This window comes from Polyangium sp. 15x6 (genome assembly GCF_029960785.1).
Classification (GTDB): Bacteria; Myxococcota_A; Polyangia; order Polyangiales; family Polyangiaceae; genus Polyangium.
The window spans coordinates 19,901-33,539 of the sequence record NZ_JASBQE010000066.1 but is presented as its reverse complement, the minus strand read 5'-3'; the positions used below and the strand labels follow the sequence as shown (position 1 = coordinate 33,539).

Sequence of the window (13,639 nt, the reverse complement as noted above, 5' to 3'; positions counted from 1 at the left end):
CATCTCACGACGTTGAAGGCACCCCCGGCCGGGCTCCGTTCCTCGAGCACCCGCACGAGCCAGCCGGCGCGCACGTCCGGCTCACAGCGCCACGCTGGCCCACGGTACGGCATCGAGAAGATTGTACTATGACACTTCTTGGCCTATACTAGTACATACCCGATGCGCAGCCATGCCTGGAGACCACGCCTTCGACGCTCGAGCGCGCCGCTGTACGCGGCGATCGTCGATGCGCTCGCCGCCGACATCAGCGCCGGCAAGCTGCGCGCTGGAGACCGACTCCCGACGCACCGCGAGCTCGCGAACGTGGTCGGGGCGTCGCTGGGAACCATCACGCGCGCGTACGCGGAAGCGGAACGCCGCGGGCTCGTTCGTAGCCAGGTCGGGAGCGGCACGTTCGTGAATGACCTCACCGATCGCGACGCGTACTCGCCCATGCTCGACCGGGGTCGAATCGACCTCGGCCCGACCGCCGCGCCGATCATGTCCGGCGATCTCGGACACTGCGCGCTCGCTGCTGCACTCGCGAATCTGAGCTCGCGCGCGGACCTCGGCGCGCTCAGCGGCTACCAGTCGCATGGCGGTACCATGGCGCAACGGGCCGCAGGCGCGCGCTGGCTCGGCTCGACCGGAGTCGCCGCGTCCCCCGATGAGATCACCGTGTGCAGCGGTGCGCAGCACGCCACCGCGATCTTGTTGTCGGCGCTCGCGACGACGACCGGAGTGCTGGTCGAGGAGCTCACCTATCCCGGAGCGCTCAGCGCCGCAGAGTGGCTCCGGCTGCCGACGCATCCGGTCGAGGTCGACGAGGATGGGCTCGTCCCCGATGCGCTCGCGCAGGCATGCCGATCGAGCAGGGCCAAAGTGCTTTATTGCACTCCGACGAACCACAACCCGACCACGTCGGTCATGCCGCTCGAGCGGCGTCGGGCGATCGTGACGATCTGCCGCGAGTACGGGGTCACGATCATCGAGAACGGCGCGCTCGCTCCGCTCGTCTCCGACGCGCCGCCGCCGCTTTCCGCGCTCGCCCCTGAGACGACGTACTACATCGGTAGCCTGTCGAAGGCGACGGTTCCTGCCCTCCGTGTCGGCTTCATTCGTTCACCGAGCGAGGTTCGACGCAGCCTCGAGATTGCCGCCGGAGCAACGGTGTGGTCGGCCTCGCCCTTGCTGGCCGAGATCGCGACGCAATGGATCGAGGACGGCACGGCAGCAGCCATCCGAGACGCGCGGCGTATCGAAGCCGCCGCCCGCCAGAGGATCGCAGAGGCGATGTTGAAGGGATATCCGTATCTCGCGCATCCCACCGCGTATTTCCTCTGGATGAGGATTCCGGATCACCGGCGAGCGATGGAGGTGGTCGAGCAGGCAGCCGCGCGGAACGTGTTGATCGGGCCGGCGCACCTGTTCGCGGCCCGCGCGGGAAGCGCGCCCAATGCCATTCGGGTTTCGCTCGGCGCGGCGAGATCACGCAACGAGCTCGAGCGGGGCCTCGCCGTCCTGGCGAAGCTGCTCGACGAATCGCCCACCTCACCCTGGAGTGTCATGCCATGAGACTGCTCGTCGTGTTCGTGTTCGCGGTGCTCGGCTGCCAGCCTCCCACGACGGCGACTCCGCCTCCCACGACGGCCACGGCCCAAGGCGATCCATTGCAAGCGCGACTCGACGTCGCCGAGAAGTATTACCGCTTCATCGAGCGCATTCGAGACACCCTCGTCGCGCCGCGATGGCTCCCCGATCGTGATCAGTTCGTGTACTGGTCTGCGGTCGGTCCGCATCGCGGGACGTGGGTCCTGGTCGACGCGCAGCAGCGGACGATGGTACCCGTCCTGTCGAGCGACGCGCTTTCGGCCCAGCTCTCGCAGCTGGTCGGGCAGAAGATCCAGCTACCGGAGAACGTCGACTTCGTTCTCGCTCCCGGCCTCGCGCCCGATCAGCGCCGGATTGTGTTCCAGCTTCAGGGCCGGCCGTTCGCGCTCGGGCTATCCGATCGCCGCGTCGTGGCCCTCGCCCCGACCGATCGCGCCGCGTCGATGCTGTCCGCGAGCCATCACCTGTCTCCCGATGGCCGAACCATCGCGGTCCAGCGCGGATCTGGGTTCGCCGTGGTCGGCAGCGACGGCGGCACGCTGCTGGAGCGGAACGGGGAAGAGAATTACGAATGGCAGATCCCCGAGCGGGCGTGGTCGCCCGACGGTCGGTTCCTCCTCGTCTGGCGCAATGACACGCGCGGCGTCCACAAGATACCGATCGTCGATTACGCATACGCAACGGGCATCGAGCGGGTGAAGATGGTGCCCTATTCCAAGGTCGGGACGCCCTTGAGGCGTTCGGAGCTCTACGTGGTCGAGCCTGCGACCGGCCGCGTGACGCAAGTTCCGCCCGCGCCCGGGGAGACCTACGATTGGCTTTCGGGCTGGCGCCCCGATGGCAGCGAAGCGCTGGTGCTCCATCTGTCCCGCGATGGCAAGCGGCTGGAGCTCTCGGCGGTGGAGCCAAAGGCCGGCAAGACCCGCCTCGTGCTGCGCGAGGACCGACCGAGCAGCTTCGTCGGTGCGCTCGACTTTGTGGAGAACGGGTGGCCGCTGCAGGTCACTCCGCTCGAGGACAACAAGCGCTTTCTGTGGATGTCCGAGCGCGACGGCTTTCGGCACGTCTATCTGTACGATTACGCGGGGACGCTCGAGCGTCAGGTCACCAGCGGCCCGTTTCCCGTGCATCGAGTGCTCGGCGTGACTCCGAACGCAGACGCGCTCTTCCTGCTGGCCTCTGCCGACAGCGCGGCTCCCTACGATCGACTGCTCTATCGCGCGAGCCTCGCCGGGGGCGATTTGAAGCGGTTGTCGCCGGACCCTGGCATCCATCGGATCTCCCTCGCGCCGTCGGGGCGCTATTACATCGATGGTCATTCCACGCGCGTGCAACCGCGGGTATGGGACGTGGGTTCGACCGACGGCGGGGCCCCGCTCCGCTACGCCGAAGCGGACACGACCGCGCTCGCGGACCTGCATTATTCGCCGCCGGAGTCCCTCACGGTCCTGGCTGCCGATGGCGCGACCCAGCTGTACGGCGTGCTGCACAAGCCGTGGGACTTCGACCCGAAAAAGCGTTACCCGGTCATCGACGTCATCTACGCCGGTCCGTGGATGTCGGTCGTGCCCTGGAGCTTCGTGGGGACCGAGGAGTCGCGGTGGGCGAATTCGCTGGCGCAGATGGGGTTCGTCGTCATGGTGCTCGACGCGCGCGGCACACCGGGGCGGAGCAAGGCGTTTCAAGACGCGAACTATGGGCAGGTGGGTCAGACCGAGATCCCCGATCACGTCGCCGGGCTGCGGCAGGCGGCCACCACGCGGCCCTACATGGATATGAGCCGCGTCGGGATTTATGGCCACTCCTGGGGCGGCTACTTCGCGCTTCGCGGCATGCTGACGGCGCCGGAGCTGTTCAAGGCAGGCTACGCCGGGGCGCCCGGGGCCCTCGAGGAGGAGGCGGTCGTCATGGAGCCGAATCTGGGTCTCGTGAACGAAAATCGAGCTGGCTACGAAGCTGGGTCCAACGTGTCGCTCGCGCGAAACCTTCGTGGTGCACTCAAGATGATGCATGGCACGAGTGACGTGAACGCGTCGGTATCCACGACGATGCGCATGGCCGAGGCCCTGATTCGCGAGGGCAAACACTTCGAGTTGCTCATCATGCCCGGACAGCCACATTCCCCCGAGGGATCGGCGTTCCAGTATTACAAGGACGACGTACACCGGTTCTTCGTCAAGGAGCTGGGCGGTCCGCGCTGAGCGACCATCGCCCGCGCGGCAGGCGCTTTTTTCCCACGGAAGGCGTAGCGACGACGCCGGAACGGCTTCTACTTTCTCTTCTTTTTCTTCTGCGGAGGCTTGGCTTTCTTGGGATCTTCCGGCAACCAAGGCGCGCGCCGGTCGATGGGCTTCGGGGCGCCGGGCAGCAATGGTTTTTCCCAGGTTCGTTTGACCTCGAACGAGACACTCACGACGTTCACCTCGTGCGCGCCGATGTCCGACAGATCCCCTATCCCGCGAAAGCCGACCGGGATGCAGAAGTACCGGAGTATCTCATCGTCGAACGCGTCGTTGTCGGGAATGAAGCGCCCCAGAGCGTCAGTGTGGCCGGGCACCTCGCCCGCCTTCGTGGCTTCCCTCGCCGCGGCGGCGAGCCGCAACATCTCCTCGTTGGCGCACTTGGGCTTGATGGTGACCGGCGCCTTGCTCCCCGACGGAAGCTGGATCCTCGACTCGACTTTCACGACGACCGTGACGCTCTGTTTGTCGGAGCCCATTTGCAGCGCCTTGCCGTCGAGCGAAGCGCGCACGGACTCGACGACGCCCACCCAGTGATTCGCGTTGTTGTCGGTGGAGCTGACGAGCCGGACGCCTTCGACACGCCCGTCTGCGCTGAGCTTCACCTCGAACGTGGCGCGCGCGTCCTTGACCGCAGAACCACGCACCGCCGAGGCGACGGTCTGCGCGACGCGGCCGGCGGCAGGGATTTCGATCCCCTTTTCTTTGTCCTGGGAGTGCAATGTGCCGGAGAGAACGCGGCTCGCGGCCTCACGATCGACGGGAGCCGCTTCAATCGTCGTTGCCGCGGGTTTGCCCGCGGAGGGCGCAGAGACGACGCCGGGAACGGACCAGATGGGCGCACCGAGGCCGGGAAGGCTGGAGCCAGGATTCGTGGGCGGAGGGCCGGCGTATTCGTCCCCGGTGGCACGGGGAGCGGGAGCGGATTCGGGAGCGGGCGCGGATTCGGGAGCGGGAGCGGGAGCGGGAGCGGCGGCGCGTGCGGGAGCGGCAGCGCGCGCGGGGGCGAGGGCGGTCGCGGTCGCGGGCCTGGGCGCGGTCGTGGGCGCGGTCGTGGGCGCGGGCGTGGGCGCGGGCGGCGCTGCGAGCTCGATATCGATCGTCGTATCAGCCTCGATGGCCGGTGGAGGCGATGCCGGGGGCGGAAGTGGCGATTCGCGGAGCGACAGCCTCAAAAATAGGGCGTGCGCGAGGAGCGCGACGGCGATCGTCGAAATCTCACGACGTCGATCGTTCCCATGGTCGGAGCCTAGCATCGGCTTTCAGGCGCGGCGAATCGAGGAGCAGGTATCCTATCCGGGATGAGAGAGGCGTGCGCAGCGCTGGCGGGTCCCACGCTCCGCACCTTTGCGAGCGCCATGCCATGCGAAACAGCCGCCCCGGGCTCTACGTGTACTCGTACGCGAGCGCAGGCATGCGAGCCAGCCTCGAGCGCTGTCGACTGGGAGTCCACAACCGAAGCGGGGAGTGAACTCCAAGTCCACAGCGATGTGTCGGCGGTGGAGTCGGAGCCAGCGGCGTGCGGTGAATCGGGGACCCTCGGGCTGGCACGATAGCTGCCTGGGCGGCGCGTGCACGGTTCCATCGAAACGTCTGCCGGAGAATACATGGTATGCTCGGACAAAGAGCCCTCGGGCGCGAAGCGCTCGTGACAATGCGGTTTCACGTCCTCGTCCTCGTGGGGTGCGCCGCTTTCGTCGGCTGCGGGCCTCCCCCGCCGCCCTTGGCCGCGGAGGACTGCCCGGTCGCAATCGTGAAGGGGCAGCCCTCGCAGATCACGCTCGTCTCGAGCGCCGAAGGGGTCTCGTTCGAGCCGCTGAAGACCTGTAAGGGCTCGTATCCGGACGCCCCGGAGTATTACATTCGCGTGCACGGCCACGGGAAGCGCCGGATCGAATACAGCAGTCGCGGTGGGAATGAATGCGACGCCCCCGACGCCGACCCCGTCGCGTGCCCGAATGTGCACTTCATGGCGATCGGCGGGTCGGTGCTCGGGGCGATGAGGAAGAAGCTCGGGGAGCTGAACGCCCATACCCTGGGGCTCGGGGCCTGCGCCGACTCGAACGCGCCGCTCGAACAGTGGAACATGTCGAGCCGCATCGGCGATTTCCGCCACGCCGACGAGGCGCTCCGCATCATCGACGCCGAGCTCCGTCGCTGGGACATCGGCGACGATTGGGGGCTGTCGATCACCGGGATCGTATGCACGACTGAAATCTAGAGCGCGGAACGGTTCGGCGCTCTGCGACGGTGCCTCATCGGGATCCGTTCGCCGAGCGGGAGGCTCGACGTTTCAGGGCGAAGGCGATGCCTTCCTGGAGGGTGCCGAGCGTGGCGAGCCCGCGGAGGTCTGCGCCCATTTCGATGAACGTACGCGCGATCGACGGCTGGATCCCCGTGAGCACCGCGGTCGCCCCGAGCAGGCGCACCCCCTGGGCCGCCCGCACGAGCGCGTCGGCGACCTGCGTGTCGACCGCGCGCACGCCCGTGATGTCGAGGATCGCAACCTCCGCGCCATGCTCGGTGATCGCGTGCAGGAGATGCTCGATGATCCGCTGCGCCCGCTCCTCGTCGATGAGGCCGACGATCGGCAGGAGGATCGCCTGCTCCGCGATGGGCAGGAGCGGCGTGGCGAGCTCGCGGATCGTGGCCTGCTGCGCGGCGATGATCTCCGCCTGGGCCGCCGCGCGCACCGCCTCGGCTTCCTTGATCGGGGTGATATCGATCGAGACGCCGCCGAGCGCGCCATCCATGCCCTGCATGCCGGCGATCGGAAACTTGATGGTGAGGTACGTGCGCGTGCCCTCCGGGTGTGGGAGCTCGTCCTCCTTGCGCAAGACATGCCCGGCGGCCATCACCTGCCGGTCGAAGGCGAGAATGCCCTCGGCGACCTCCGCAGGGAAATTGTCGAAATCGGTCTTCCCTCGCATGCTCCCGGGGATCTGACCGAAAAAAACATCGTGCTCCTTGTTCGTCAGAGCCAACCGTCCCTCGGCGTCCTTGACGTACATGACGGCCGGCGTGTTGTCGAGGAAGGCCTGCAGCATCAGCTCGCTGGATTGAAGATCCGCAATGCGCTGCTTCTGCACCTCGTTGTCGCGTGACATCTCCTCCATGCGGCGGCGGAGCTCCTGGTTCTCTCGCCGTAAAGCGTCGTTCTCGGCTTGCAGCTCCTCCAGCGTCGACGTGCTCATGGTTCTCCTTACGCGCTTCCCTCCGACCCGTCCATCCTGGCGGCTGCTCTCGCTTCGAGCCGCGCCCTCGCCGAGCCATTGCCGCGCGAGCTCCAGCGTGCGCGCATTCTCGGGCACCACCTGAGGGTCGTCGACGCTGCCTTGGTCTCCACGAGCGCCGACGGCACGGCGCTCCTCGAGGCAGCCCGCCCTCGCCGGCGGCCGGCGCACGACCTGCTCGGCCTGGACGAGCGTGGGCCCAGGCAGGGTGGACCCCCCGCGACGAGCGCACCCGTCGCGCGGTCCATCGCCAGGAACACATCACCCGTCCGCATGGCCCGACGAGTATCGGCGGGCGGGACGAGGCTGTAAAGAGCCGGCGGGAGGGGAAGGGAGGATCGCTGGGAGAGCGGGGGCGGAAGCAGGAGTGCCCTAAAGGCCGAGCGATTCCGTACACTTGACCACGCTCGAGGAAAACTTTGACACGCCTTTCGCCCCCGCTTCCGCTTCCGCGCGGACGCGCGCGCCCGGAAGCGGAGGGCTTCCGCGCCCGGATGGCCCCGGTAGGATGGGCGCCTCCGGGATGGCCGCGCTACGCCATGGGAGGCCCGTCTGGCCCTCGTCCGTGTCTTCGTCGCACTCTTCCGCGCTTGTGGGGTCATTGCACGGGATGCGCCGAGCAGAACCAGCCGCTCGTGCGGGAGCTGTCGAGTCGTTTCTCACGAGCGAAAAGAACGCTGTATTCCTCTCGCCCAATCCCCAAGCACTCGCGTCGCACCCGGTGCCGGAAGATACCTCGACTTGTCGAACTCGCGCGACAATTCGTCGTCATTGGTACCTGTGAACATGAACATCGGCACGACATCGAGCGCTGCCGCAATGCGGTAGATCGGGATCATCGTCGCGTTGACGCGGGCCCGCTCGATGCTCGATAAATACCCCCTGGACGAGCCGCTCGCTTCCGCGAGCTCCGCCTGCGTCATCCCGCGGTGCAGGCGCAGCTCACGGACGCGGGCACCCACCCGGACACGAAACGCTCGAGCGTTGCTTTTTCCTTGTCGAGGCACAGGCGGGTCCTTCCCGACGGAGATCGTAGGCCTCCCCATGCCACGTCTTCCCTACACCGACAAACCTTTCCGACAAACCGTGCTCGGAAGGCTGGCCGGACAACTGCCTCCTCTACGGACAGGTCGACGATCAGCGGCAGTGCGGGACCTGCTCGTGCGATCCGCCGACGGTCGCGAAGTGTTCCGTCAAGGTGCACGTCTATCGTGACGCGGCATGCTCCGTCCAGCGATCGGAGGTTGACATTTCGTCCGACATGGGGGGTGGCTGCCAGAAGGAGCGGCGGACGGAGGCGTGAGCGGGATTGTCTCGGCGTCAGCCACCGGATTGCGCCTGCACCGCGTCGCGCACTGCCCACCCGATGGCCGGGCGGAGCGCGAGGCTCTCTGGGGCCTGGGAAATGCCCACGAAACCGCCGAGCAATTCCATGGGAAAGCGCGCTTCGACAGGCGGCGCGCCGATCTTCCACTGGAAAGGCGCCACCGAGATCCCGGCCGGGAAATCACCCGATTTGAGCCCCGGGTCGAGATTCTTGGCCCGCGTGAGGAATGGGTTTCGCCTGAGGACCCGGCGGATGCGATGCTCTGCTGCATCCCACTCGCGCAGGTTCACGTAGGGGAAGAGGGTCTTGATCCACCCACCGATGAAAGGACCGCCGGATCCACCCGGCTGCTTGTAAAACGATTGCCAGAACGCCTCGTCCACCTGCCCGCTCGACGCGGCGACAAACTGGTCCAGGACCGGCACCAGCTCCTTCGTCCAGAAGCCGAGGTCGAACTCGGTGAAGACCTCGGCCCGGCGGCGGATCGAGCGCCAGTCCTCGGTCGTCCCGAGCAGGGTGATCTCCGGGATCCCGCACATGCTCGAGAGCTCGTAGACGAAGTAATGCTGCATCGCGTCCATCAGCGTGATCTCGGAGGCGGCGCGCTCGATGGGGCCGGTGGTCGAGAAGTCGGCCACGACGAGGTCGCGTTTCTTTCCGATATGACCGGCGATGGCGTCCGAGAACGCGGCCAGGCATGCCGGCCAGTCATTGTCCGGCGAGCCCTTGACGAAATCGTCCCGGCGCACCTCCAGCGTGGGCTTTCCCTCCCCGCCGACGAACCGGCCGCGGAGCGCCTCGGCGTTTTGCGTCACGTGGAGCGCGAAACCCTGGGCGAGGCAGAGCCACACGTCGTCCGGGGAGAGGATCAGCGGAAAGTGCTGGGCGAAGGCGAGCGCGACGGCATCCACGAAGGCGTGCTGCGTAGCCGCGTCGAGGAACTCGCGCTTGACGGGCCGCGGCTCGACGAGGTTCGCCAGGTTGGCTGCGCCCGCCTCACAGGCGCCCGGCGTCCGCGCGGCGAGCGAGTCTGCGAGCGTGGTCGGGGTGAAGGATTTGGACGACAGTTCGACCGCAGAGACACGGAAGGTGTGCATGACGGGCGGCCCCCCTGGCCTCGCGACAGTCTACATGCCTCCCGCGCTCGCCGAAAGCGTCACGACGTAGACCGGGCTGGCCGGACGGGGACCACGTGCCGCGAAGTCATTCCCCTCGACAGAAGACGACTCCCGCCTTGCGCATCTTCGTCAACCACATCGGGTACTCCTCGGGATGGTAAACGTAGTGGCGGGATGCCGGCTTGGGATCCGGGATCACGCACCACGATTCCACACAGAACTCCCAATGGCTCATCCTCCAATCTTCTCTATCGGCCTCGTCCACCGTATCCGGTGTTATCGCGTATCCGTACTGTTGTTGAAACTATTCGTATTTATCCAGCAGCCGGCCAGAGAAGTAGCCGGTCATCACGTAGGTCGTCGAACCGGCGCTCTTGCTATGCTCGAACAAATGACCATCGATTAACTGCTTTGGAAAAACCGCATGTACGAAGGGTATCATCATGATATCGACATCCTCCAGTTTTACCACGTCGTCCGTCTCGTAATCACTCACACTGAACGTGGGGAGCGAAGAAACGCTCACAGGGTGGTGGAACCGCAGGCGCACCCTACGAGGGTGTCCGGCCAGGCTCTCCCGCACCAATCCGGCCATGTCTGGCTTGCGGGTGAGCGGAGGCGATGGCTTCTTCGCTTGGCTCGCGGCATCGAGCACCATCGGGCATGGTGACGTCCTGGACTCCACCTTCGAGGTCGCGGGCGCAGCGGTCCCCGTGTCCGGCTCTGCATCTTTCAGGTGGGGGCTCGGAGCCACGACGGACGGCCTGGAGTCGTCCCCTGAACTCGACGCGTGGGTCGGCGCAGGCTCTCGCTGCATACAGGCAGGGAGCAGAATGGCCATGATGGGAACTGCGATCCGGAGTAACTGCATTATGGCCTGATGTTGTTTCTCGGTGACGTCGCGACGATGCGATGACGTGGCGAAGTGACTTACAGGCAGGGATGCTAGCACCACAGGAGCCCCGGGTCAGGGGCCGGAGGTCTCCTCGTTGCTTCGAGGCGCCGGCCTGGGGTAGGATCACGCGCCTTACGGGTGAATGGGCGAGTGATCGACCATCCGCGCAGAAAGTCGAAGGTCAACAATGCATCGTGTCCACGCCTGTAGCCTCGCGCTCCTCTTGACCACATTCCACGCAGGATGCAGCTCAAACCCCGCGGATTCGAGCTCGGGCGGCGGCGGAAATGGCGGCGACAGCACCGGCAGCGCTGGCGGCAGCTCGACGTCCAGCAGCGGGAGCGGTGGCTCCGGCGGCTCCGGCCAGAATCAAGCTTCATGCTCCTCCGGCAAATACATCATCTGCGAGGATTTCGAGGCCACCGAGGTCGGCGCGATCCCGCAAGGGTGGACCAAGCACGGCGACCCCGCCGCGGTCGCCGACGATGAAGCGGTGAGCGGCGCCCATTCGTTGAAATTGGGCCCGATTGCCAACGGGGAGCGCCGCATCTATCACGACGGCTCGAAGCTCGGAAGCGGGCACTGGGGTCGCATTCGCTACAAGGTGGCGCTCCCCGTTCCCGATGCCTTCGTCCACTCGACCATCGTCGCGCTTTACGGCGACGGTCCCACCGCAGGGCCGGAGGAGGTCCGCGTGGTGGATACCGTGAAGGAGGACAAGGACGGCTGGAATAACGACGGCAACGGCTCTCACGTCCAGTATCTCTACAACGTCCAGCCCAACGGGGCTGAGTTTGGCAAGGGAAGCGAGTACAACTGGATGTTCGACGACCAGTGGCATTGTGCCGAATGGCACATCGACGGGCCGACGCAGAGCTACGACTTCTACATCGACGACGTGCACGTCGAGCAGATCAGCATCGCGAACGGGCCCGGCAACTACGAGGGTTCGCAGATTCCAAATGCTTTCAGCGAGGTGCGCATCGGCTGGACGAACTATCAGCAAGCCCCGCCCGGTTTCACGGCGTGGATCGACGATATCGCGCTGCATGGCGAACGCATTGGCTGCCAAAATTGAGACGCCTACACCGGTCCCGCAGCTCGAGAAACTTCGATCGGGCGGCGCTCGGGCCTCGCGCGTGAGGGTTTTTTCGGTCCCGTTTTCGGAGCAGAGCCGGTGGGTGTCGACACCCGAGGCGGGGCTCATGGCGTCATCGGCATACGTAGGGGGTAGGGGACCCAGTGGCATTGCATTCTTGATCCGAATTGCAACCCGTGTCCTTGCACAGACCATTCATGCAAACGAAGTTGTCTGCGTCGAGGGTCGGCGGCGCACCCGCGGGGGCGCAATCGGCTGCGACGCTGCACTTGTGTACGCATTTCTTGAGGGGATTGTCGGGCAGCTGCGCGCACACCAGGTCGGGATCCTTGAGGGCATCGATGCATTCCTGGGTGGAACCACAGCCCAGGTCTCTACACAGACCATCGACGCAGGCGAAGTTGTCGGCGTCCTTGGTCGCAGGGGCACCCGGATGGAAGCAGTCGTCGACCGTGGTACACGGGAAGTAGCATTGGTTGCTGGTGTACGGGGCTGGGCTCGGCGCGCACACCGACGTGGTTTTGAATTGCTCGGTGCATTCTTCCGACGAGTTGCAGCCCTTGTATTCACATGCGCCCGCGACACAATCGTAGTTGTCTGCGTTGTACGTCGGGAGGCTGCTCTTGGTGCAGTCGGCCGCGGCGCTGCATGCCTTACGGCAAGATTTCACCGGCCCTCCGCCGCTGGAGCCGCCGGAGCCACTGCTGCTGCCCGAGCTGGATCCACCGGCGCCGCTCGACGCCGAACTGCTGCTGCTGCTGCCCGAGCTGAATCCACCGGCACCGCCGCTCGACGCCGAGCTGCTGCCCGAGCTGAATCCACCGGCACCGCCGCTCGACGCCGAGCTGCTGCTGTTGCCCGAGCCGGATCCACCGGCGCTGCCGCTCGACGCCGAGCTGCTGCTGTTGCCCGAGCCGGATCCACCGGCGCTGCCGCTCGACGCCGAGCTGCTGCCGCTGCTGCCCGAGCCGGATCCACCGGTGCCGCCGCCCGACGCCGAGCTGCTTCCGCTGCTGCCCGAGCCGCCCCCTGCGTCCGGGGAAGCGACGCTCGTCGATTTGCTGCTCCCCGCGCCCGTGTCACTCGAGCATCCGACCGATACATGGATGGCCAGTGCGAGACCAGTCGCGAATAGACAGAATTCCGTTTGAGCGAGGTTTCCCTTGTCGCGCATCACTCCGAGCGTGTCGCACGCTCGAAGGAGCGTCAACCAAGCGTGAATCGTCCGTCCCCGCGAAACCATTGTCCCCGTGAATCTTCATCTCCCCGAACCGTTCCACGTGCACAACCAGAGCCTCCCCCATTTTCCGGCACCCTTCGGCGCCGAGGGGCAACAGACGTGGCGAGGCGGGTTTTTCCCAGCCTATGAGAGCCCGACAGCGATGCCGCGTTCTCGGCCTGGCTCGCCCGGTGGAGCGAATTTTGTCGGCACGTCCACAGGGTCGGTCGACCCTCGATGCGGGTTGATGCGGCCGTGCTATCCTGGCGGCCCAAAGGAGCCGGCAAAGCAATGACAAAACAGCTCGAAACCGACGAGGAGCTGGCGGCCGTCCGCGTCGGTGGGACCATCGCGCCACACAACGCCACCGTTCACCTCGTTCCTTACGATCCCACGTGGCCGGCGCAGTATGCGGCCGAGGAGGCGAAGATCCGCGCTGCGCTGGGCGACGCTGCGCTCGTGCTGGAGCACGTGGGATCCACGTCCATTCCGGGGATCAGCGCGAAGCCGATCCTCGACATTCTGCTGGCGGTGTCGGATTCGGCAGACGAAGACGCCTACGTGCCAGCGCTCACGGCCCAGGGCTATCGCCTGCACATACGAGAGCCGGACTGGGAGCAGCACCGGTTGATGAAGGGCGACAATCCCCTGGTGAACTTGCACGTCTTCACCGTGGGCTCGAAGGAAATCTCGCGGATGCTGGGGTTCCGGGATCGGTGCCGAAACCATCCGGAGGAGCGCCGGCTCTACGAGGAGACCAAGCGCGATCTCGCCGCCCGCACCTGGCGCTACGTGCAGCACTACGCCAATGCGAAGGGCGAGGTTGTCGAAGCCATCATCGCGCGAGCGCTGAAGGGGGGCGCCGAATGAAGCAGAAGCGGAACGGCGCGCGCTCGGCGCGATTCCGCGACGTCG

At 66.2% G+C, this 13,639-nt stretch carries 11 protein-coding genes; 6 read left to right on the top strand and 5 right to left on the bottom strand.

Annotated elements, in window-relative coordinates; genetic code table 11:
* Positions 1-162 precede the first annotated feature (162 nt).
* Complete coding sequence (locus tag QHF83_RS35700; protein ID WP_282422502.1) at positions 163-1,557, top strand: PLP-dependent aminotransferase family protein; 1,395 nt, start codon at positions 163-165, stop codon at positions 1,555-1,557.
* Entirely contained in the window at positions 1,554-3,794 is a 2,241-nt protein-coding gene (locus QHF83_RS35695; protein WP_282422501.1) for a DPP IV N-terminal domain-containing protein, read from the top strand. The genes QHF83_RS35700 and QHF83_RS35695 overlap by 4 nt, the downstream gene beginning before the upstream one ends.
* Positions 3,795-3,862: 68 nt before the next feature.
* Here QHF83_RS35695 and QHF83_RS35690 read toward each other — a convergent pair whose 3' ends face one another.
* Positions 3,863-4,555, bottom strand: a complete 693-nt coding sequence (locus tag QHF83_RS35690; protein WP_282422500.1) for a hypothetical protein — start codon at positions 4,553-4,555, stop codon at positions 3,863-3,865.
* An 890-nt stretch (positions 4,556-5,445) separates the two neighbouring features.
* Between QHF83_RS35690 and QHF83_RS35685 the strand changes: the two genes are divergently transcribed.
* Positions 5,446-6,054 (top strand): hypothetical protein, encoded by a 609-nt coding sequence (locus QHF83_RS35685; RefSeq protein ID WP_282422499.1) that lies wholly within the window; start codon positions 5,446-5,448, stop codon positions 6,052-6,054.
* 34 nt (positions 6,055-6,088) lie between these two features.
* On the opposite strand, the gene QHF83_RS35680 is transcribed toward QHF83_RS35685, so the two are convergent.
* From QHF83_RS35680 to QHF83_RS35665, 4 genes are all read right to left on the bottom strand, one after another.
* The gene (locus QHF83_RS35680; protein ID WP_282422498.1) at positions 6,089-7,027 is read right to left on the bottom strand and encodes a PAS domain-containing protein; all 939 of its coding nucleotides are present in this window, start codon (positions 7,025-7,027) and stop codon (positions 6,089-6,091) included.
* A gap of 698 nt (positions 7,028-7,725) precedes the next feature.
* Positions 7,726-8,112: a helix-turn-helix transcriptional regulator gene (locus tag QHF83_RS35675; protein WP_282422497.1), complete on the bottom strand. Its 387-nt coding sequence runs from the start codon at positions 8,110-8,112 to the stop codon at positions 7,726-7,728.
* A 274-nt stretch (positions 8,113-8,386) separates the two neighbouring features.
* A complete protein-coding gene (locus tag QHF83_RS35670; protein ID WP_282422496.1) occupies positions 8,387-9,490 on the bottom strand; it encodes a DUF4419 domain-containing protein in 1,104 nt (367 codons plus the stop codon).
* Between the two features lie 325 nt (positions 9,491-9,815).
* Positions 9,816-10,169, bottom strand: a complete 354-nt coding sequence (locus QHF83_RS35665) for a hypothetical protein (RefSeq protein ID WP_282422495.1) — start codon at positions 10,167-10,169, stop codon at positions 9,816-9,818.
* 460 nt (positions 10,170-10,629) lie between these two features.
* Between QHF83_RS35665 and QHF83_RS35660 the strand changes: the two genes are divergently transcribed.
* From QHF83_RS35660 to QHF83_RS35650, 3 genes are all read left to right on the top strand, one after another.
* Positions 10,630-11,484 (top strand): hypothetical protein, encoded by an 855-nt coding sequence (locus tag QHF83_RS35660; RefSeq protein WP_282422494.1) that lies wholly within the window; start codon positions 10,630-10,632, stop codon positions 11,482-11,484.
* A gap of 644 nt (positions 11,485-12,128) precedes the next feature.
* The gene (locus QHF83_RS35655; protein WP_282422493.1) at positions 12,129-12,656 is read left to right on the top strand and encodes a hypothetical protein; all 528 of its coding nucleotides are present in this window, start codon (positions 12,129-12,131) and stop codon (positions 12,654-12,656) included.
* A 305-nt stretch (positions 12,657-12,961) separates the two neighbouring features.
* A complete protein-coding gene (locus QHF83_RS35650) occupies positions 12,962-13,594 on the top strand; it encodes a GrpB family protein (RefSeq protein ID WP_282422492.1) in 633 nt (210 codons plus the stop codon).
* Positions 13,595-13,639: the final 45 nt, after the last annotated feature.